The organism is Halomonas sp. H10-9-1 (genome assembly GCF_040147005.1).
In the GTDB taxonomy this organism is placed as follows: Bacteria; Pseudomonadota; Gammaproteobacteria; order Pseudomonadales; family Halomonadaceae; genus Halomonas.
The window spans coordinates 2,315,384-2,336,262 of sequence record NZ_JAMSHO010000001.1; the positions used below are offsets into that span (position 1 = coordinate 2,315,384).

A 20,879-nucleotide genomic window follows, 5' to 3' on the forward strand; every position below is an offset into this window, starting at 1 on the left:
CATTGTTCCGCCGATGCTGGGCAAGACCATGATACGCCTGGGAGAAAAGCCGGCCGGGATCAAGGCCGCGCGTCTCCCGCCCCGCACCGCCGCAGTCGGCTGCGACTTGCGGGGCGCTTGAGCCAAGGGCCGACGGCCCACAGAGTCGCCGCTGTCACCGGCGGGCATAGCGTTGGCATCGAGAGCGGTCACGTGCAGAAGGATAGGACCAACGATAATCAGGTGCTTTCGCCGAAGGTCTTTCGCCAGTCGCGGGGGCTGACCCGATGCCGCTGCCTGAAATGTTGCCGAAACGATGTCGCCGTGTGGAAAGCGACCCTTTCCGCAATGGCCTCTACCGACAAGGAGGTGGTTTCCAACAGCTCGCGTCCACGCCGCAGCCGCTCGCTCACCAGCCACTCCACCACCGTCATGCCGGTGGCTTTGTGGAAGTGGCGCGTGAAGGTCCGCCGACTCATGGCGGTACGGGTGGCAAGCGCATCGATGGTGTGCGACTCCGCCAGGTGTTCTCGCAGGTAGTCGAGCAGGCGGTTGATGTGGGCGTCCTGGGTAGAGGTAGCAACCGGCTGCTCGATGAACTGCGCTTGCCCACCCTCTCGATGCGGTGGGACCACCATGGCCCGAGCCACCTTGTTGGCAATTTGCGCGCCGTAATATTCACGCACCAGGAACAAGCAACAATCCAGGCCGGCCGCGGTACCGGCAGACGTCACCAGACGATCCTCCTCCACGTAGAGCGCATTGGTATCCAGCTTGACTCTGGGAAAGCGGCCGATGAAATCCTGCTCGGCCATCCAGTGAGTCGACGCCCGCCTACCGTCCAGCAGCCCGGCGTAAGCCAGGGCATAGGTGCCGTAACAGAGTCCCACCACATGGGCACCCCGCTCATGACACCGGACGAGCGACTCGGCCAGCTCTGGCGGCGGCGCTTCATTCAGGTCATGCCAGCCAGGCACCACCGCGATATCCACCCGGTCCAGCAGCTCCAGGCCGCCGTCGGGCCGTACCGTCATCGCCCGCTCGGCCGCCAGCGGCTTCCCCTCCGGCGCCACGATGGACAGATCGAACAGTGGGCGATCGGGCAAGGCCATACCGAACACCGTATAGGGCACCGAGAAATGGAAGGGACTGATATTCGGGTAAAGGATCAGTCCGACGCTGGGCAACGGCAAGGTGCGACTCCTGAGCTTCGTTCCTCATAATCATGGCACCTTGGCCCGAATCTTTCGAATATTGTCATTCAGGCCAATTTTTTGCTCAACCGCGCCCCGCTAGACTGCTTGCCATCACCCCAGCAACGTAATGGAGGAGCATCCAGATGCTGATCAAGACCCTCGCCAGTTCCCTGGCCCTGGCCACGGCCCTAATCGCCGGCAGTGCATCCGCGGACTCGATCTCTCAGGAGACAACGCAGCAGGTGCAGCAGATCCGCAATGCCACGGTGAAGATCACCTATGGGGATACCACCTTCCTGATCGATCCCATGCTGGCCGAGCAGGGCGCCTACCCGGGTTTCGATGGCACCTACCGTAGCGAGCTGCGCAATCCGCTGGTTGGATTGCCAATGCCGGCAGAGGATGTGATAGACGACACGGACGCCGTGATCGTGACCCACACCCACCTCGACCACTGGGACGCCGCCGCCCAGGCGCTGCTGCCGAAGGATATCCCACTGTTCGCTCAGCACCAGGCCGATGCAGCGATGATCCGTGAGCAGGGCTTTACCAACGTGCGCATCCTTTCCGATAAGGCCGAGTTCGATGGCGTCACCCTGAGCAGGACAGGCGGCCAGCATGGCACCGATGAAATGTATGCCTCACCTGAAGTCGCGGCCGCTCTCGGGGATGTGATGGGCGTAGTCTTCCAAGCGCCTGGCCAGGAGACTCTCTACCTGGTAGGCGACACCATATGGCGCGATGAAGTTGATCAGGCGTTCGATGAGTATGACCCTAAGATTGTGGTGCTCAACGCAGGGCAAGCGATGCGCAGCGATTATGATGATCCCATCATCATGGGCAAGGAAGATGTACTGCGCGCTACCCAGACAGCACCGGAAGCAACAGTAGTCGCCACACACATGGATGCTATCAACCATATGTCGCTGACACGGGAAGCGTTGAGAGAGTACGTGCAGGCGGAGGGCATCGAGGATCATGTCGTGATCCCCGCCGACGGCGAGGTCATCGCCTTCTGATCCCAAGGGCCGCCACCTTCATGGCGGCCCGATTTTCTCTTTCTGCCCGGGTGAGGCTTCACCCGAGCAGTTGCCATCACGTGGAGACGCTATAGCGTCATGTATGGCTGGGCCTCTCCGGCGCGAAACTGGTAGACATTCCAGTCATCCTGCTTCGGTCCCGGCATACCCGGTGTGCCGATGGGCATGCCCGCAAGGCCGATGCCATCGGTATCGGGCTGCTCTTCGAAGAGCCTTTCCACCGCCGCGAAGGGCACGTGTCCCTCGATGACATACTCACCCATCTCGATGGTATGGCAGGAGCCCAGTCCGTAGGGCAGTCCGACTCGCTCCTTGACCTGACCGATCGGGACGTCGTCGACGATGGCGACCTCGACGCCGAGCGCCTCAAGCTGGCGGGCATACTCATCGCAGCAGCCACACTGGGGGTTCTTGTAGAGCGTCGCCGCATTGGGCAAGGCCGCCTGGGCGGTGCCGGCACCGATCAGCAGTGCAGAGGAGGCAAGCAGAGTGGGGACAAGGCGTTTCATGAGCGATCCTCCCGGGAACGACGAGACGTGAAGAGATACTTGACGAGAGTAGCGATGCCGAGGCCGAGCAGAAGCATGACACTCAGAGGCATCAGCCAGCCCATCCAGCCCATTGAACCCATCAGGGCAAAGCAATCGTTGGCGTACATGATGTGACTCCTGACGAAAGAGAGGGGGCGCCGATAACGAGCCAATACGTCGTTACCGGGAAGTCGAGCGACGTCAGGATCTGGGAGGTTCTCGGGGTGGTGCAGCGATGAACTCAACCACGGCCGGGTCGGCCAGGTCGGCAAGAGCGTCTGGAGGGACGCGGGGGACAGTCGGCGTGGCGGTCAATGCCGCACAGGCGCCGCAATCGGCGTTGGCGTGATCGAGCATCTCGACCTGGGAGGTACCGCAGTCGACGGCGCAGTCATCCATAGACGCATGACCGGGCAGGCTGGCGACCAGCAGCAGAGCCGCGAGCAGCAGCGCCAACAGGCGTACTCCTCGGAGGTGCAGCAGGCAGCGAACATTGCAGGTCATTCGGTCATCCTCATGGTCGAGTCCCCATTCTGCCTCGGTGGCCGTGTCGTCCAACATGATCCAGGACAAGGGATTCGGCATGGTCTTTATCAGAGCCTTGGATGCTACAACCTACGTGTAACACAAGGGTCAAGGGGTTTCGAGTTCAGTCTCATTTCAGGTTGCTGCAGTATAACCAATGCTCCCCTGATACGATCAAAGAGGTTACATGATGCGTAAGTCTCTGCTGGCCATCACCCTTGGCCTGGCCGCCACTTCCGCCCTTGCTGCCGGTGAACATGGTGGCTCCCATTCCTCCACGCCTGATGCCGAGATCGACCGCACCATCCAGGTCGAGGCCGGTGACATGTGGTTTGATCCCGAGACACTCGGCATCACCGCTGGAGAGACTGTGCGCTTCAAGGTAGTCAACACCGGCAACCTGCAACACGAATTCGTGATCGGCGATGCCGAAGCCCAGGAAGCGCACCGCGAGATGATGCAGGCCATGGGAGACAGTGGTCATGGTGACGGCCACGACGGTCATGGCGGCCATGACATGGCGGAAGGTGCGCATGGCGGCGAGATGCCGGCGGTAACCATCGCGCCCGGCGACACCGCAGAGCTGGTGTGGACCGCCCCCGCCGACGTGGATACGCTCGTCTATGCCTGCAACATCCCCGGACACTCCGAGTCCGGCATGGTCGGCGAGATCCAGCTGGGCAAGTGAGCCGACGCATGAAGCTCTTGCTACTCGAAGATGACGACTTGCTGGCCGAGAGCCTCGCCGAATCCCTCAAGGACAACGGTTACCGGGTCGACCTGGCCACGTCTCTGAGAAACGCCGAGGCGCTTATGACGACCGAGAACTATGCGCTGGCGATCATGGACCTGGGCCTTCCCGATGGCTCGGGTCTCGACCTGCTCAAGCGGTGGCGCCAGTCGGGCCGCGACCTGCCGGTGTTGATCCTGACGGCTCGGGACACCTGGGAAGACAAGGTCGTCGGGCTCGAAGGCGGCGCGGATGACTACCTGACCAAACCCTTCCACGAAGCCGAGCTTATCGCCCGGGTCAAGGCACTGTTGCGCCGCCAATCGGGGCGACTCACCAGTCAGTTGACGCTGGGTGATGTCTCCCTGGACGAGGCCAACCAGTGCGTCCGTGTGGCCGATGGCCCCTGGCACCCGCTGACAGGCACCGAGTTCGTGCTGCTGCGCTACTTCATGCATCATCCGGGGCGCGTGCTCTCCAAGGAGCACCTCCTCAACCAGCTCTATACCCTGGAGCAGGACGCCGCGGCACCCAATCTCATCGAGGTGTACATCGCGCGGCTGCGCCGTCACCTGGGCAAACCAAGCATCCAGACCCGTCGCGGCCAGGGCTATGTCTTTGTTGCAGATTGATCGTCGCAGCCTGCGAATCCGATTGCTGGCCTGGCTGTCGGGTATCGCCCTGCTGGTCACCGGGTTGACCTGGCTACTGCACGGGATCCTGCTCAACGACCTGGCTCGGGACTTCCTGGGGGAACGGCTCGAACGCGAAGCCGATCACGCCATCGAGCAACTACGCCGCGATCACCTGGCCACCGCCCGAGTCCTGGACTCTGCCAGCCGCGGATTCGAGATTTTCCATCACCTCTATGTGCTGCGCCTGGGCGATGAGGTCTCGGCCTCTCACCCACGCTGGCAGGAGGCGCTGTTGCCTCTGCTGTCCAGCGACGAGTCGCTGGCCGAGGTGCGTGAGGCGGGACAGCACCTGCTGGTCTTCCGCCAGCCCTTCACCCTCAACGACCAACAGGGGGTGCTGCTGATCGGCGAAGATTTCTCCCAGGTCGAGGCGGGCCTTCATCGTCTGCACTGGTGGGTCGGTGGCATCGCCGCCAGCCTGCTGCTCCTGCTGGTGGTGCTCAACCTGCTGGCCGTCAGTCGGGGCATGGTGCCGCTGTCACGGCTGCGCCACCAGCTCGGTGAGTTGCAGGCCGGCAAGCGCGACCGCCTCTCCCTGGATGTCCCCTCAGAGCTCGACAGCCTGGTCGGGCAGCTCAACCGCTTCATGGACGAGATCGATGGCCGCCTGCAGCGCTCCCGAGAGTCGGTTGCCAACCTCTCCCACGCGCTGAAGACACCCCTGGCCGCGGTCATTCAGGTGCTGCGCGGCTCCCGACCCATCGATGCCGCGCGGCGCCAACGCCTGGTGGAGCGCCTGGAGGAGATTCACGCTCAGCTCGATGTCGAACTTCGCCGCTCGCGCATCGCGGGTCCCAATGCCGGGCGCCTTGCCGATCCGTGTCGCGACGCCAACCGACTGATCGAGATGTTCCGAACCCTCTACCCGGCCAAGCGCTTCACCCTGGAGATAGCCGAAGGCACCGGACAGCGCATTCCCATCGAGTCTCAGGACCTGTCAGAGATGATCGGTATCGTGCTGGACAACGCCGGCAAATGGGCCAACCAAGAGGTTCACTGCGAGATAGTGATGGAGGAGGGTCTCGTCCTGCGTGTCGAGGATGATGGGCCCGGCGTGCCGGACGACGACGTGGCCTGCCTGGGGGAACGCGGGTGGCGCCTGGACGAGTCACACCCCGGCTATGGGCTGGGCCTGTCGATCCTGAACCAGCTCTTGAAACGCTATGGCGGGAATGTCCAGTTCGGATACAGTCCCCTGGGCGGTCTGAGCGTGGAAATTCACGTGCCCTTTGCAAAGGATGCGCCGTAACCTGGCATTTTCAGGCGTGATTCAGCTTGCCCCGTCATGATGTCGCCTTCTGACATCGACGGGAGTCACAGATGGCACGTTCCAGCGTAATCACGCACCCGCTGTCGCGCCGACGGCTGCTCAAGGGGGGTGCCGCCCTAGGCATCGGCTCGGCAGCCGCCCTTGGCCTACGCCCTGCCTGGGCCGATCCATGGGGGCAGACCAATACCTACGCCAAGGGGATCGAGGAAGGCCCGGAGGTGGCGCTGGCCATCCGTCGCGAGTCGCTTGAGATCGATGGTCAGGCGGCCCTGCCCTACACCATCAACGGCGAGAGCCCCGGGCCGATGATCCGGCTCAAGGAGGGCCAGGATGCCGTGCTCAGGGTGACCAACCTGCTCGATGAGCCGACCTCCATCCACTGGCATGGCCTGATACTGCCGCCCGACCAGGATGGCGTCCCCGGGGTGAGCTTCCCGGGTATCGCCCCCGGCGAGACCTTCACCTACCGTTTCCCGGTGCGCCAGAACGGCACCTACTGGTACCACAGCCACTCCGGCCTGCAGGAGCAGCTCGGCCATGCCGGTCCGCTGATCATCGATGCCGCCGAGCGCGAGCCCTTCCGCTACGACCGCGAGCACGTGCTGCTGCTCACCGACTGGACCTTCGAGGATCCCATGACGGTGTTCCGCAACCTCAAGACCGCCGAGGGGTACTACAACTTCCAGGAGCGCACCATCGCCGACTTCTTCGCCGACGTGCGCGAGAAAGGCTTCGCGGCGACGGCGGAAATGCGCGGCATGTGGGCGAAGATGCGCATGAGCTCCCGCGACATCGCCGACGTCACCGGCAGCACCTACACCTACCTGCTCAATGGCCATTCCCCCGAGGAGAACTGGACGGCGCTGTTCAAGGCCGGCGAGCGGATCCGCCTGCGGGTGATCAACGGCTCGGCGATGAGCTACTTCGACGTGCGCATCCCCGGCCTGAAGATGACCGTGGTAGCGGCCGACGGCCAGCCGGTGCAGCCGGTGCCGGTCGACGAATTCCGCATCGCGGTGGCCGAGACCTACGACGTACTGGTGGCCCCGGAAGACGATACGGCCTACACGATCTTCGCCGAGTCGATGGATCGCAGCGGCTACGCGCGTGCCACCCTGGCACCGCGCGAGGGCATGGCGGCCGAGATCCCCGAGCGGCGCAGGATCGCCGACCGCGGCATGGAGGCCATGGGCGCCCATGACATGGGCGGCATGGATCACGCCGGCATGGAGGACATGAACGACGCTGATGACATGGGGAGCATGGATCACTCCGAGATGGAGGGGATGGACCACTCCGCGATGGAGGGAATGGGCGACGCCGGTGGCAGGGAGCCGAGTGATGGCGAAGATGAGGCAGGCATGCTCGCCCCCGGCGAGGCCCAGCCGGGTTCCCGCTATGGCCAGGCTGGTATCGGCATCGACCCGGAGGCGCGTCGCACCCTGGTCTACCGCGACCTCAAGGCCTTCACCCCTTGGCCTGATCGTCGTATTCCGGGCCGCGAGCTGGAGCTGCGCCTGACCGGCAACATGGAACGCTACATGTGGTCCTTCGACGGCAAGAAGTTCAGCGAGGTGACCGGCCCCATTCACTTCGAGAAGGACGAGCGCCTGCGCCTGATCCTGGTCAACGAGACGATGATGGAGCACCCCATCCACCTTCACGGCATGTGGATGGAGCTGGAGAACGGCCAGGGTGAGCTGATACCGCGCAAGCACACCCTGAACATCAAGCCCGGCGAGCGCGTCTCGGCGCTGATCACCGCCGACGCCGAGGGCAGCTGGGCCTTCCACTGCCACCTGCTCTATCACATGGATGCCGGCATGTTCCGGGTCGTCAAGGTCTCGTAAGGAGAAGGCATGAACACCAGAATCCCGATGATCGCCGCCGGTGCCCTACTGGCCACGACGCCGCTCTCCGTGGCCCAGGCCGAGGACGGCTACGATGCCCCGGCGGACTGGCCCGCCCCCATGACCGAACACAACATGGCCATGGCGCTGTTCGACCGGCTCGAATATGCCGTGCCCGACAAGGGTCACGAGGAGCTGGCCTGGGACTTCCAGGCCTGGTACGGCGGCGACGTCAACCGGGTCTACCTGAAGTCCGAGGGCGAGAACGTCCAGGGCGATGGCAAGGATGCCGAGTTCGAATCCCTGGAGCTGCTCTACAGCCGGCTGATCGCCGACTTCTGGGAGCTGCAGGGCGGTGTCGGCTACCAGGGCGGCGTCTTCTCCGATGACCACGCCGAGCGCGGCTACGGGGTGATCGGCCTGCAGGGGGTGATGCCCTACGGCATCGAGACCGACCTGGCGCTGCAGGTCAGCGACGAAGGCGACGTCTCGGCGAGCCTGGAGGGCGAATACGACCTGCGTCTGACTCAGCGGCTTTACCTGCAACCGCGTACCGAGATTGCCGTGGCTGCAAGCGAGGCCGAAGCGTTCGGCGTCGGCGAGGGGCTCAACTCGGTTCGCGTCGGCATGCGCCTGGGCTACGAAGTGTCGCGGCGATTCGCGCCCTATGTCGGCGCCTACTGGCAAAAACAATACGGCGATACCGCGGACATCGCCCGCCACCATGGCGACCCCACCGAGGATACCGGCGTCGTCGCCGGCGTCAGGCTGATGTTCTGACCCGCCGCTGGACCAACGTGCTCTCGACGCCACCGCTCGGTGGCGTCGTCGTCTCTGGCGATCGTTACATGTATTGACCCGGATCAATCGCCTCTGGCAGCACATTCAGCCTGGATTCAGACAGCGCCGCCACACTGAGAGCCAAAGGAGCCATCGCCGCGCGATCGACGATGGACGGTAAGTCACCTCAGGAGCGTTGCATGATCCCCTACCCTCAGATCGACCCGGTGGCACTGGCGGTCGGCCCCCTGCGCATCCACTGGTATGGGCTGATGTACGTGGTGGGATTAGCCGCGGCATGGTGGCTGGGCAGGCGGCGCGCCCACCGGCTCGGCCTCACCCATGACGATATCGGCGACCTGATCTTCTATGGCGCGGTGGGGATCATCCTCGGCGGTCGACTGGGGTATGTGCTCTTCTACGGCCTCGATCAGCTGGCGGCCGATCCGCTCTGGCTGTTCAGGCTCTGGGAAGGCGGGATGAGCTTTCACGGTGGCCTTGCCGGCGTGCTGGTCGCCGCCTGGTGGTTCGCTCGCCGCCATCGCCTGGCCTTCCTCCAGCTGACCGACTTCATCGCACCGCTGGTGCCGATTGGCCTGGCGGCCGGGCGACTGGGCAACTTCATCAACCATGAGTTGCCAGGACGCGTGAGCGACGTTCCCTGGGCGATGGTCTTTCCGCCCATGATGGGGCTGGGTTCGGCGCCCCGCCATCCGTCCGCTCTCTATGAGTTTGCCCTGGAGGGCGTGGTGCTGTTCGTCGTGCTGTGGTGGGTCTCCACCCGACCGCGCCGACGCGGCATCGTCTCGGGGCTCTTCCTGGTGCTCTACGGCACCTTTCGCTTCGCGGTCGAGTTCGTGCGCCTGCCCGACCCCCAGCTGGGCTTCGTCGCCTTCGATTGGCTCACCATGGGGCAGCTGCTGTCCCTGCCGATGGTGGCGACTGGACTGCTCCTGCTGCTCGCAGCCCAGCGCCGAGACCCGCTCGATGCGGTGGCCAGAACGAGCCGACCATCGACTTGACGCCGACACGACTCCACTCACACGCCAACCCACCGGGAGGTCGCCATGGAGAAGAGAGCACAACACCGCCTGATGATGGTCTGGCTACCGCTGGCGGGCATCCTCGCGGTGGGCGGCTACCTGCTGGTGACCGGCCATCGATTGCACCTCTATCAGGCGTTGCCGCTGCTGCTGCTCGCCTGCCCCCTGATGCATCTCTTCCTGCACCGCCACCACGGTGGCCGTCACGACAAAGACGACGATAACTGAACCACGGCTAGTAGAGAACGGAGGTGGAGCATGTCACATCACGATCACCGCCCCGGCGTTTCACAAGCGTCACTGGTCACTCGCTCGCTGAAGCTAACACCCGGGCCATCAGGGCATATCGCGGCGGCGGTAACCGAGATCGACGCGCTGCGTGGCCTCGACCGCGTGTCCTACGACCCGGAACATCGCAAACTCCACCTTGCCTACGATGCCAAGCGATTGTGTATCGATGATATCGAGGTGGTACTGGCACGCCATGGCGTAGACATCGGCGCCGGACGTTGGAACCGGATCAAGGAGGACTATTACCGCTTCATCGACCAGAACGTGAAGGACAATGCCAAGCAGAAGCCCTGGAGCTGTCATTGACCTTGATGATGGCGAGGGGTGCCGATTGACCCTTGGGTTACACAAGGGCTCTAGGATGAGGAGTGATCACATTGCCGATGGCCAACCGCGCCCAGCAGATCACTTCCCCATCACCAAGGCCGACACGCAAGGAGATGCATGGACAGGTCGCCCCAGTACCAGAAGAACAGCCTTAGCCTTGTCGGGGCCATCGCCCTGGGAACCGGGGTAATGATCGGTGCCGGGATCTTCGCGCTGACCGGACAGATGGCCGAGATGACCGGCGAGCTGTTTCCCCTGGCCTTCCTCTCGGCGGCCATGATCGTCAGTTTCAGCGCCTACTCCTACGTCAAGATGTCCAATGCCTACCCGTCGGCCGGCGGCATCGGCATGTACCTTCACAAGGCCTATGGGCCCACCCTGCCCACGGCCTTCCATGCGCTGCTGATGTACTTCTCCATGGTGATCGCCCAGAGCTTCCTGGCGAGGACCTTCGGCTCCTATACCCTGGAGCTGTTCGATGGGGGTAACCGGTCGCTGCTGGTGCCGGCGCTGGGTGTCGGCCTGCTGATCGCCGCCTTCCTCATCAATCTCTCCGCCAACAAGCTGATCCAGGGCGTGGCGTCGGTGCTGGGGGTCATCAAGATCGGTGGCATCATCCTGTTCGGCGTGGTGGGCGTTCTGGTGGCCGACACCATCGGTATCCGGGCAACGGCCGAGGCGCCGGCACCCGAGGTCTCCGGGTTCCTGGGGGCTACCGCGCTTGGCATCCTGGCTTTCAAGGGGTTCACCACCATCACCAACAGCGGGGCCGAAATTCGCGATCCCCACCGTAACGTCGGCCGGGCCATCATCGTCTCGATCGCTCTGTGCGTGGTGATCTATGCGCTGGTGGGCCTCGCCGTCGCCAGCAACCTGTCGCTGACGGAGATCATCGCGACGCAGGACTACTCGCTGGCCGCGGCCGCACGCCCCGCCCTGGGCGAGGCCGCCGTCTGGTTCACCGTCCTGCTCGCCATGCTGGCCACGGCAGGCGGCATCATCGCCAGCGTGTTCGCGGTGTCGCGGATGCTGGCGATGCTGACCGAGATGAAGCTGGTGCCCCATCGCCATTTCCATATGCCCGGCAGCATCCAGAAGCACACCCTGGTCTATACCATCGTGCTCGGCCTGCTGCTGACAGCGTTCTTCGACCTGAGCCGCATCGCGGCACTCGGCATCATCTTCTACCTGGTGATGGATATCGCCATTCACTGGGGGGTGTTGCGGCATCTACGCGATGCGGTGGCGGCCCGCCCGGCCATCCTGCTGACCGCGATCGCCCTCGACCTGGTGGTGCTGGCAGGCTTCCTCTGGGTCAAGGCCACCACCGACCCGCTGGTGCTCTACGTTGCCGCCGCCGCGATGGCCGTCATCCTGGTGGCGGAATACGCCTTTCTTTCCCGGCGATCCGCCCAGGACACCGACCACCATGTTCATTCGCACGACGCGAGTGGCAGCCACAGCAGGGAGGATGGAGCATGACACAGGACCACACCCATGAGGTCACGGACCCCGTCTGCGGGATGACGGTCGATCCTCACCATACCGACCACCGCGCCTCACACGCTGGAAAGACCTGGTACTTCTGCTCGGCCAGGTGCCAGCAGAAGTTCGAAGGGGACCCTGACGCCTACCTGCAGGGCGACGACACACCGGCCGAGCAAGCGCCGCCCGGCACGATCTACACCTGCCCGATGCACCCCGAGATCCGCCAGGAGGGGCCGGGCGACTGCCCCATCTGCGGCATGGCCCTGGAGCCCGAGACGGTCTCCGCCGAGTCCGGGCCCTCCGAGGAGCTCAAGGACATGACGCGGCGCTTCTGGATCGGGCTGGCCCTGGCACTGCCGGTGCTGGTGCTGGAAATGGGCGGCCATGTGTTCGGCCTCGATCACCTGATCGCCCCCCAGGTCTCGAACTGGATCCAGCTGCTGCTCGCCACGCCGGTGGTGGTCTGGGCGGGCAGGCCCTTCTTCGTGCGCGGCTGGCGCTCCATCATGCGGCGCAGCCTCAACATGTTCACCCTGATCGCCATCGGCACCGGGGCGGCGCTGGTCTACAGCCTGCTGGCGACCATCGTGCCGGGCATCTTCCCCGAGACCTTCCGCCAAACCGACGGCTCGGTGGCGGTCTACTTCGAGGCGGCGGCGGTGATCGTGGTGCTGGTACTGCTCGGGCAGGTGCTAGAGCTACGAGCCCGGGAGAAGACCTCCGGGGCAATCCGCGCCCTGCTCGACCTGGCCCCGGCCACCGCGCGACGCCTCGATGACGAGGGCCAGGAAGAGGAAGTCTCCCTCGACAAGGTCCAGGTGGGCGACCGCCTGCGCGTGCGCCCCGGCGACAAGGTGCCGCTGGATGGCGAGGTGCTGGAGGGGCGCTCCAACATCGACGAGTCGATGGTCACCGGCGAGCCGCTGGCGGTGCGCAAGGAAGCCGGCGATAGCGTAATTGGCGGCAGCATCAACGGCCAGGGCTCGTTCATCATGCGTGCCGACAAGGTGGGCCGCGACACCATGCTGTCGCAGATCGTGCAGATGGTGGCCAGCGCGCAGCGCAGCCGGGCGCCCATCCAGGGGCTGGCCGATAAGGTGGCCGGCGTCTTCGTGCCGGCGGTGATCCTGGTGGCCGTGGTGGCCTTCATCGCCTGGTCGCTGTGGGGGCCCGCGCCACCCATGGCCTTCGGCCTGATCGCCGCGGTCAGTGTACTGATCATCGCCTGCCCTTGTGCCCTGGGGCTGGCCACTCCCATGTCGATCATGGTCGGTGTGGGACGCGGCGCCCAGGCCGGCGTGCTGATCCGCGACGCCGAGGCGCTGGAGCGCCTGGAGAAGGTCGACACCGTGGTGGTCGACAAGACCGGCACCCTGACCGAGGGCAAGCCGCGGGTCACCGAATTGCGCCCGGCCGAAGGTTTCGACGCTCAGGAACTCCTGCGACTGGCCGCGGGGCTTGAGCGCGGTAGCGAACACCCCCTCGCCCAGGCGATCGTCGACAAGGCCAAGGACGATGGCGTGAGCCTCTCGGAGGCCACGGAATTCGACTCCCCCAACGGCAAGGGCGTGACGGGCCGGATCGACGGCCACCACATCGCGCTCGGCAATCGCCTGCTGATGGAGAGCGAAGGGGTAGACCTCTCGGAGCAAGCTGAGGAGGCCGATCGGCTGCGCGGCGACGGCGCCACCGTGATCTTCGCCGCGGTGGATAGCCGCCTGGCGGGCCTGCTGGCCATCGCCGACCCGGTCAAGGAGACCACCGAGGCGGCCATCCGCGCCCTACAGGCCGACGGCATCCGGGTCGTCATGCTCACCGGCGACAACCGCACCTCCGCCGAGGCGGTGGCGCGCCGCCTGGGCATCGATGAGGTGGAGGCCGAAGTATTGCCCGAGGACAAGGGTCGCGTGGTGCAGCGCCTGCGTGACGAGGGACGCGTGGTGGTGATGGCCGGCGACGGCGTCAACGACGCCCCCGCCCTGGCCACCGCCGACGTCGGCATCGCCATGGGCACCGGCACCGACGTGGCCATCGAGAGCGCCGGCGTAACCCTGCTGCGCGGTGACCTGACCGGTATCGTCGAGGCGCATCGGCTGTCGCGAGCCACCATGCGCAACATCCGCCAGAACCTCTTCTTCGCCTTCGTCTACAACGCCGCGGGGGTACCGATTGCCGCCGGCATCCTCTACCCCTTCACCGGCCTGCTGCTGTCACCGATCATCGCCGCCGCGGCGATGTCGCTCTCCTCGGTGAGCGTGATCGCCAATGCGCTGCGGCTGAGGCTTGTGAAGCTGAAGTCCGCTGACTGACTAAGCGAGAGAGGTGCAGAGTCATCTACTGGCAACGCCCAAGAGGATATAGCGTGCCCGTTTGCGACATCGCCACGGTGGCGCGCTATATCCGATTTCGGCCAGAAGCGGACTTTCAACCAGAGCCGATATAACGCTTAGGTAAGCCACCGGTACAGAGCGCAGCGTAGTACCAGTCGGCTTCATCTATTGGACATGATGTCTTACTCAAAATAAACCTGATCAGCTGTATAAGGACCGGAAATACTGTGAGCTTCAGAGGGGCATTTCCCATTCTCCAGCAGAGTTGACCAAAATCTTTGGGCAAAATGAAATTCTTGAAGGTAAAAATACCGACATGCTGCCAAGAGGCTATGCCGACTCCAAACTGGCCCCGGCCTAGCAGACCCACTAATTTTATAATGATCTTCAAGCTCGTAGAATGAAATAGGTTGCTTGCTATCCCACCTATCACAAAGGAATTGATGTAACTCATCCAGTTGTTCTTCTTGAACTTCGAAACACTCAGAGTATGGCTTATGCCAAGGTGCGCCCTCATTCAATAAGGGATATATGCTTTCAGCCCAAGCAAACGCATAGCTAGGTGTTACATTGCGTTCCGCTGCCGGATTCGTGAATAGTGAAAGTATCTGAAAGCGTTGAAGGGAGAAAAGCATTTCCTTTATTTCGCTCATAAAAACTACTCCTATTACTTCGGAATGGACAAGCCATAACGCCGATCATCGTGCCTGCTGCTTTTGCCCGCATGTCGGCATTGGATCGAAAGCCAACCATTAGCATAGACTAAATTTCTTCGATCGGCCAAGAGCGGTCTTCCAGACCGCCCTCATATAACGCTTGAGTTCAGCAGCGTTTGAGGCGACGGTCGCTTTTGCGGTAGCAAAATGGGTGGCGGGCCAAACATCCGCTGCAAAGAATTTTTGGGCGGCAACAGGCCTATGCGCCGGTATTGCGCGACTGTCGCCGCATAGCTTCTACCGCGCTTTCGATGCCACTTTCAGAATCCGTCGTCGCCCAGCGATCCCAAAAATCTACGGTTGCGCTGAGAGGCTCTGAATTAGGCGGATCAACTCGAATTCTGCTGGGAAGCAACGAGGCGTCGCCTACAATGAGAGCCTCACCTATATCAAGAATCGGGAGGCTTTCGGCAATGCCTCCTAGGCTATCTGGCAACAGGCCCTGAACGACGCTGCGGTCATCACGGTTCGAGAGTCGCATGGCTATGAAGTTTCCACATTGACTAAGCACCGTTCGACTGACCTCCGAAGGTCGTTGGCTAATTACCACTAAGGCGACACCGTACTTTCGGCCCTCCTTAGATACTCGCTCAAAATTGTGAACCGCCGAATCGACGATTGAATCTCCAGCGCCTCTGTTTGGGATGTACAAATGTGCTTCGTCACAAAACACTGCTACAGGATGCCTCTTTTCTTGGGCAGTCCACTGCTGCACGGAGAACAGCAAGCGCGCGACCAAACCGACTATCAGGGGGAGAACATCGGAGGGCACTTCGGAAAAATCGACGATTTTCACTCCACCACCACCCCGAATAGCCGAGCCGTGCATGAGCGTGCCACAAAGTTTTCCAAGCCAATCGTATTCGTTTGTCTCGGCCTCCCCTTCAAACAGGAAACCTAACCGACGATCTTCTCGTTTCGCCTCTAACCTTTGAACAAAACGAGTTAAGCGTCCATGGAATGGACCCTGCTTTTGTCTGTTGCCCGACCCATCCACCATTTCCTCATCTAAATCCTTAAATGTCTGGATAACATTGGAAATATCGTAGGGAATTGGGCTGTCAATGGTGAAATTTTCTTTCAGGCGGTCGTCGCACTGTGCTTCTACTGTGACAGACTTATGTTCACGTACGATTTTGGAAAAAACCATGGCCTGGTTAGGTGCGTTTTGGTCGCTTCTATCAACAAGAAGGGCAAGCATCTCCTCATAGGTTAGAAGCCAATAAGGCAGATAAACTACGCCTTGTTCCAGACCCTCACCGGTTCCAATGTCGCCTGGGCCGGCAATTCGCAAATGATCGATGCCATCCCCCTGTAGCGGTTTATATTCACCATGAATATCGAACAATATAGCGTTTGCCATAGGCAGTTCAGCTACTTGCTCTAAGAGCTTTGCCACCGTCCACGACTTTCCCGATCCCGTGCCCCCTACAATTACCGCATGGCGCTGAAAAAACCTGTTTCCATCAAGCCATGCATCAGCATCTTCGTCCAAGGTGTATTTGCCGATTTTTAACGCATCGGTGTCGTCAGTCGGGGGAGATGCAATCGCGGTCATGAACTCCGTTAGCTTTTCCCCTTCTAAGGAGAAACAGGGAGCATCAATTTCGGGCACTGATTCCAAAGTACGCCGAAAGACATTTGAACGCGATTTCCAGCGATCAAGCAGAGTCCCAATAAGAGCGATGTGGACTAGGTTTTCGACTACTGTTTGCACTGACTCGTCGAGATCTTCATTCAGACCACTTGAACTCTGCAATGAAGCCTTTCTCAAAATCTTGGTTGTAATTCCAAGCAAATGCTGCCCTGGTCTGGAGCTTCGCAAAACAACCAAGTGATTGATTTGAAGTCGCCGGAGCTTGTCCACATCCTCGACAAGACAAATAACATTCCCGGTGTCAACTCCGCTAACTCGACCAAATGCCTCATCATCGTCGTAGTCAAATAAGCTCATCAGCCTTCCTCCTTATGGCTCCAACAACACCCTCATGAAATTACCCAGCTCCCAGATATTTATTCCAAAAAACTCCTCACCGGCGATATTTTCGGGGTAATAGGCAATCGAGCCATCCCCTTTTTTTTCAATAGCTAGGAATTTTCTGGGTGGATCATCAAATAGCATTCTTCTAGCAGCATCTGTGAGTGTATGCGTCAAAACGACCAACGGAATTCCGTCTTGCCTAATCCGGTTGACTAGCTTGGGTTGGACATGTTCGTCGTTGAAGCCGTAACCAATACACAACAGCACGCGGGATGAAGCTAAGCAACTGTCTGCTTGCGCCATGACTGTACGAAATGGCTCAAGGTGAGCTTGCAGATACTTTGTCACTCCAGGGGTGACGATTACTGGTTTCAGACTAGGAAATATTTCCTGCATCATCGGGAGCCCGTGAATCTGTCTGTCCTCTGCCACAAACCAATCAAGAGAACCGTGCACTTTCCAAACGTTTATTTGCCTTCGAGAAGGTGCAGGGTTAGCGGTTGTAAGCTGCTGGAGCCAACCGTGGGTAAGGCCCGTATACGCTTGCGCCCCTGCAGCGTTGGCTGCGTATTCAGCCAAACGATCATAGTTCGTAGTTACAACATCGAGCTTGGGATCGGCGACACGCAGAAAGTGCCGAAATGCGTCCGACAAAGGGTGGAAACTAGCACTCGCTACGATTTCACGATATGCGATTAGGTCTCGCATAGAAATTAGCGACCACGTCTTAAGAACCACCTCGTCGAGAAGCCGCGGGGCAAGATGGACTTCGTTAAGAGCACCTTCTAAATCCTTACTTGCAGAGAAACTTTCTTCGAAGCTCCCCCACTGTGAAGCTTCGTCAGCATTTTCCGGGCAAACCTCAGATAGCAATGTATCACCCAGCTCTTCCATACCAGGAAGACCTAGGGCAATCGATGCACCGCTACCTAAAACGAAGGTGGGTTTCTCTGACAAGTATCTCTGTGCAAGACCAGCTACAATTTCCAACTGTTCGCTCATCGCTCCCTCCTAACGCCGCTTTGCCGCCCAACGCTTTAAAGCAGCGGCAGCTTCAGCTGTCCGTCTGACTTTTATTGTTAGAATTTTCCTGTTCCCATATTGCTTTACGTTCATCCAACCATCTCTGCCGCTCTTCACTCTCCTGCCTTCTATCTAGAGATGAATATGTGTTTACATGAAGTCTTTTAGAAGATGACCTTGTCATGCCTTCAATCTGCTCTCTGAGCTTTTTGATATCTCCAGACATTTTGTGGAGAGGATCACCACCACCGATCTCTGAAACGTCATCAAACTCTTTAAAGTCGATTACTAGCTCATCAGAATAAGAGTTTCCTTCAACATCCTCATAAGATGTTGAAATCTTGAAATATGGTGAAAATATATCATCGCCGTCGATTTTTTCTTTCACCTCATAAAAACTAAATAAGAAGCTCTCAAATTTCTGGTTAATACCAAGCGAATGCAGCCCTTCAGACATTACATGCAACTTTAAAAATTCATCAACTATAGCATTTTCAGTCGCTTTAATTTCATTACCACTCTTGTCATAAAACTTGAAACGCACGTTTCGCGCAATTCCTTTACCGAGATTACTAATCTCAAGCATCATCAAATTGAATGCTATCCGGCTGCTAAAAAACTTTACGGACACGTTAGGACGAATACTCTGTACTCGAAGTTCATTGACCTGCTCAATTTGCGCTTCCCGCAGATACCATGTCTCTTTCGCAAGCACAAAAGTCAACACAGCTATCGTAACTGTAGCTATTGCACTGATCCAAGAAGACAACGAATCTGCAGTCAAAATATTGGCCAGCTGAATCTGGCTACCAGCAACAATTCCCAGCATGAATATTAACGGCGCAGCTACAACTCCAACAACAGCCAATAGAGGAACTATGCTTCGCTCATCTTTACGTTTTGGCACTAACCCTCCTTAAACTGATAACGCTGGCGTAAGGGGCTGGTTTGGAGCGCAAGCGTAAAACCAGTCCCTTTGACGCCCTGGTTATGCTCAGCCTTGCGCTTCTTGCAGGCTATCTTGTTCCTCAACCTCTTCGTCAGCAGACGGTGACCCTGCAGCTTGATGTTCGGCGATCAGTGGAGTTACGTCACTCCATTCTTCCATACGGAATACATGAACTCGTCGCACGTACTGACAGAAGTTAGGAGCCTGAGTCTTTAGAGTGCTCTGCAACTGCATAATCGCAGTTATTGGGTCCTTCTCCATCTCAGTGTGATATAGAGAGCCCTGCGGATGTGCGGTAAAGCCACAGTTTGCCAAAGCGCTAGGAATCTCCGTTTGGTATAAATTGGTGATCTGCGAGTTTGTGAAACCACTGTCTCGCATACCCTTCGTGTCCACATCGAATGCAATCGCATATTGAGCCATCATTCCTCCTCATTTTGTGCAACAGGTATTAGACCGCGCGCTTGACATTCCACTTGAACGCGCACGCTCGACCACCTCTTATCTTATTGAAAAAAACTGGGAATTTAAGTATAACCGATCGTCGTTCATGCCACATATCCCCAATGAACGAGCATGCAGCCATTGCCGCCACGACCGCTTTGGGTCGAAAACGGACATATGGAACCAAAACAAAACCGGCGTTTTTCCGGACCGGGGGCTTGGCTCCCTGATCCGGAAAAACGCCGGTGAATCGTAGCGTCTGCTGTGTCACGTCATCATCCTGCATCCCTGCCCCTGCGCCGGCCTTTTCGGGCCTTGCTCTCCTGCCTTGCCATTGCAGCCTAGCTCAGGGGGCTTCGGGCTGCCATGCCGGGCGAGTCGATGGGCGAGCCACGCCATTAGCGCCGGCGTGAAGGCGGCGCGCTCACTATATTTCAAGGGATGGACCGCCCTTCGCGCCCGGCCTGCCGCACCAGCAGGTGGCGCATCCTGTGCCGGGTACCTGCACGCCAGCGGGCCTGCCCGGCTCTCCTGGAGGATAACGAGATGAGACGCATCCTGTGGGGCGGCGTCATCGCCATGGGGCTGGCGGCGGCAAGCCTGCCGACCGTCGCCCTGATGACCGACGACACCGAAACGATGATCGAGGAACTGCGCGCCGCCATGCAGCGCTTCGAGGACGTGAACATGGCCCTGGCGGAGGGCTACATGCCGGATCCCTCCGGCGAATGTGTGAAGGCCGGGGAGCACGGCCTGCCGCCGGAGCTCGGGCATATGGGCATCCACTACCTGCGCCCCGACCTGCTGGGCCTAACCACCACCGAGCCGCGTGTTGACGGCAGCGGCACCCATACCGACTTCAGGAATCCCGCCATCCTGCTCTACGAGCCCCAGGCAGACGGCTCCATGGTGCTGGTGGGCATCGAGAACCTGGTGTTCGCGCGGGCCTGGCAGGAGGCCGGAAACGCCGAGCCACCGAACTTCCTGGGTCGCCGCTGGGACTACATGGCGGAGGATCCGGCCATCCCCGGCGACCAGGCCCACGGTTTCGAGCCCCACTACGACCAGCACGTCTGGTTCCGCAACAACCCCGGCGGCAACCTGGAACCCTTCAACCCGGCGGTCAGCTGCGACCTGCGCAGCACCTGACCCCAAAGGGGAGGCGTCCGGCATGGCCGCCTCCCCTTCCCTCAGGGATTCGATGCTCCGCCGCTACGCCCCATCAGCGACCCGATACCCCAGTGCCGCGAGCCGGCGTTGCTGCGCCGTGGTCAGCGCCAGGCCGGCCTCATCGTCCTCCTCTGAAGAGCCCGCCAGCACCACCATGCTGGCCTCATCATCGGTGTGCAGCAATCGCTCGCCGCAACGCCGGCACTGCCAGGCATCGAAGCCCCCCGCATCCAACACTACCTCGAGCTCATCGGCGCCCTGGCCGAGCTGGATGGCCTCCTGGGGCCAGAGGCTCACGGGCTCACCCTCGGCATCCCTGCCGTTGCCGAGGGAGCCACCACACACCAGCAGCGTGACGGCGCCGCAGTCGCAGGCGAGTTGCCCATAGGGTCCATTGCTCATGATTGGCTCCTCGGGAAGGGGGTGGCCACAGTGTGGCAGCCGCAGGCGACCCTGCCGAACCGGGACCTGGCTTGGCCACAGGAACGCATGGCGTATGCTGGTGGCTCACCAGAACCCAAG

The 20,879-nt window shown here is 60.6% G+C and carries 22 protein-coding genes; 12 read left to right on the forward strand and 10 right to left on the reverse strand.

Annotated features, from left to right (window positions below):
• Positions 1–218: 218 nt before the first annotated feature.
• Positions 219–1,172, reverse strand: a complete 954-nt coding sequence (locus NFH66_RS10685; protein ID WP_349610290.1) for a GlxA family transcriptional regulator — start codon at positions 1,170–1,172, stop codon at positions 219–221.
• Positions 1,173–1,318: 146 nt separating this feature from the next.
• Here NFH66_RS10685 and NFH66_RS10690 point away from each other — a divergent pair, with 146 nt between their 5' ends.
• Entirely contained in the window at positions 1,319–2,194 is an 876-nt protein-coding gene (locus NFH66_RS10690) for an MBL fold metallo-hydrolase (RefSeq protein ID WP_349610291.1), read from the forward strand.
• Positions 2,195–2,283: 89 nt separating this feature from the next.
• Here NFH66_RS10690 and NFH66_RS10695 read toward each other — a convergent pair whose 3' ends face one another.
• The 3 genes from NFH66_RS10695 to NFH66_RS10705 all read right to left on the reverse strand — a co-directional run bounded on the left by NFH66_RS10695 (position 2,284) and on the right by NFH66_RS10705 (position 3,249).
• Positions 2,284–2,724 (reverse strand): DUF411 domain-containing protein, encoded by a 441-nt coding sequence (locus NFH66_RS10695; RefSeq protein WP_152478299.1) that lies wholly within the window; start codon positions 2,722–2,724, stop codon positions 2,284–2,286.
• Positions 2,721–2,873 (reverse strand): hypothetical protein, encoded by a 153-nt coding sequence (locus tag NFH66_RS10700; RefSeq protein ID WP_172977657.1) that lies wholly within the window; start codon positions 2,871–2,873, stop codon positions 2,721–2,723. The genes NFH66_RS10695 and NFH66_RS10700 overlap by 4 nt, the downstream gene beginning before the upstream one ends.
• 73 nt (positions 2,874–2,946) lie before the next feature.
• Positions 2,947–3,249: a hypothetical protein gene (locus NFH66_RS10705; protein ID WP_152478298.1), complete on the reverse strand. Its 303-nt coding sequence runs from the start codon at positions 3,247–3,249 to the stop codon at positions 2,947–2,949.
• 208 nt (positions 3,250–3,457) lie between these two features.
• On the opposite strand from NFH66_RS10705, the gene NFH66_RS10710 reads away from it, so the two are divergent.
• The 10 genes from NFH66_RS10710 to NFH66_RS10755 all read left to right on the forward strand — a co-directional run bounded on the left by NFH66_RS10710 (position 3,458) and on the right by NFH66_RS10755 (position 14,053).
• Complete coding sequence (locus NFH66_RS10710) at positions 3,458–3,958, forward strand: cupredoxin domain-containing protein (RefSeq protein WP_349610293.1); 501 nt, start codon at positions 3,458–3,460, stop codon at positions 3,956–3,958.
• 8 nt (positions 3,959–3,966) lie between these two features.
• Positions 3,967–4,632: a response regulator transcription factor gene (locus NFH66_RS10715; protein ID WP_349610294.1), complete on the forward strand. Its 666-nt coding sequence runs from the start codon at positions 3,967–3,969 to the stop codon at positions 4,630–4,632.
• Positions 4,613–5,944, forward strand: a complete 1,332-nt coding sequence (locus NFH66_RS10720; RefSeq protein ID WP_349610295.1) for a sensor histidine kinase — start codon at positions 4,613–4,615, stop codon at positions 5,942–5,944. The genes NFH66_RS10715 and NFH66_RS10720 overlap by 20 nt, the downstream gene beginning before the upstream one ends.
• Before the next feature lie 71 nt (positions 5,945–6,015).
• Positions 6,016–7,815 (forward strand): copper resistance system multicopper oxidase, encoded by a 1,800-nt coding sequence (locus tag NFH66_RS10725; RefSeq protein ID WP_349610296.1) that lies wholly within the window; start codon positions 6,016–6,018, stop codon positions 7,813–7,815.
• Between the two features lie 27 nt (positions 7,816–7,842).
• Complete coding sequence (locus NFH66_RS10730; RefSeq protein WP_425591970.1) at positions 7,843–8,595, forward strand: copper resistance protein B; 753 nt, start codon at positions 7,843–7,845, stop codon at positions 8,593–8,595.
• A gap of 200 nt (positions 8,596–8,795) precedes the next feature.
• The gene (lgt, locus tag NFH66_RS10735) at positions 8,796–9,617 is read left to right on the forward strand and encodes a prolipoprotein diacylglyceryl transferase (RefSeq protein WP_349610297.1); all 822 of its coding nucleotides are present in this window, start codon (positions 8,796–8,798) and stop codon (positions 9,615–9,617) included.
• Positions 9,618–9,662: 45 nt separating this feature from the next.
• Positions 9,663–9,866, forward strand: coding sequence for a DUF2933 domain-containing protein (locus NFH66_RS10740; RefSeq protein ID WP_075369349.1), 204 nt, complete (start codon positions 9,663–9,665; stop codon positions 9,864–9,866).
• 30 nt (positions 9,867–9,896) lie between these two features.
• Positions 9,897–10,235 carry a cation transporter gene (locus NFH66_RS10745; protein ID WP_161432712.1) on the forward strand — a complete coding sequence of 113 codons (339 nt, stop codon included), beginning with the start codon at positions 9,897–9,899 and terminating at the stop codon, positions 10,233–10,235.
• Between the two features lie 138 nt (positions 10,236–10,373).
• The gene (locus tag NFH66_RS10750; RefSeq protein ID WP_349610298.1) at positions 10,374–11,738 is read left to right on the forward strand and encodes an APC family permease; all 1,365 of its coding nucleotides are present in this window, start codon (positions 10,374–10,376) and stop codon (positions 11,736–11,738) included.
• On the forward strand, positions 11,735–14,053 hold the full coding sequence (locus NFH66_RS10755) for a heavy metal translocating P-type ATPase (RefSeq protein WP_349610299.1): 2,319 nt from the start codon (positions 11,735–11,737) through the stop codon (positions 14,051–14,053). The genes NFH66_RS10750 and NFH66_RS10755 overlap by 4 nt, the downstream gene beginning before the upstream one ends.
• A 203-nt stretch (positions 14,054–14,256) precedes the next feature.
• Here the strand turns inward: NFH66_RS10755 and NFH66_RS10760 are convergent, their stop codons facing one another.
• The 5 genes from NFH66_RS10760 to NFH66_RS10780 form a co-directional block, all read right to left on the reverse strand.
• A complete protein-coding gene (locus tag NFH66_RS10760) occupies positions 14,257–14,727 on the reverse strand; it encodes a hypothetical protein (RefSeq protein ID WP_349610300.1) in 471 nt (156 codons plus the stop codon).
• 262 nt (positions 14,728–14,989) lie between these two features.
• Positions 14,990–16,744: an ATP-binding protein gene (locus tag NFH66_RS10765; protein WP_349610301.1), complete on the reverse strand. Its 1,755-nt coding sequence runs from the start codon at positions 16,742–16,744 to the stop codon at positions 14,990–14,992.
• Between the two features lie 12 nt (positions 16,745–16,756).
• Complete coding sequence (locus NFH66_RS10770; protein ID WP_349610302.1) at positions 16,757–17,773, reverse strand: SIR2 family protein; 1,017 nt, start codon at positions 17,771–17,773, stop codon at positions 16,757–16,759.
• 52 nt (positions 17,774–17,825) lie between these two features.
• Positions 17,826–18,701 carry a DUF8453 domain-containing protein gene (locus tag NFH66_RS10775; protein ID WP_349610303.1) on the reverse strand — a complete coding sequence of 292 codons (876 nt, stop codon included), beginning with the start codon at positions 18,699–18,701 and terminating at the stop codon, positions 17,826–17,828.
• An 87-nt stretch (positions 18,702–18,788) separates the two neighbouring features.
• Positions 18,789–19,166: a hypothetical protein gene (locus NFH66_RS10780; RefSeq protein ID WP_349610304.1), complete on the reverse strand. Its 378-nt coding sequence runs from the start codon at positions 19,164–19,166 to the stop codon at positions 18,789–18,791.
• Between the two features lie 567 nt (positions 19,167–19,733).
• Between NFH66_RS10780 and NFH66_RS10785 the strand changes: the two genes are divergently transcribed.
• On the forward strand, positions 19,734–20,336 hold the full coding sequence (locus NFH66_RS10785; RefSeq protein WP_349610305.1) for a hypothetical protein: 603 nt from the start codon (positions 19,734–19,736) through the stop codon (positions 20,334–20,336).
• Positions 20,337–20,399: 63 nt separating this feature from the next.
• On the opposite strand, the gene NFH66_RS10790 is transcribed toward NFH66_RS10785, so the two are convergent.
• Positions 20,400–20,759: a hypothetical protein gene (locus NFH66_RS10790; protein ID WP_349610306.1), complete on the reverse strand. Its 360-nt coding sequence runs from the start codon at positions 20,757–20,759 to the stop codon at positions 20,400–20,402.
• Positions 20,760–20,879: the final 120 nt, after the last annotated feature.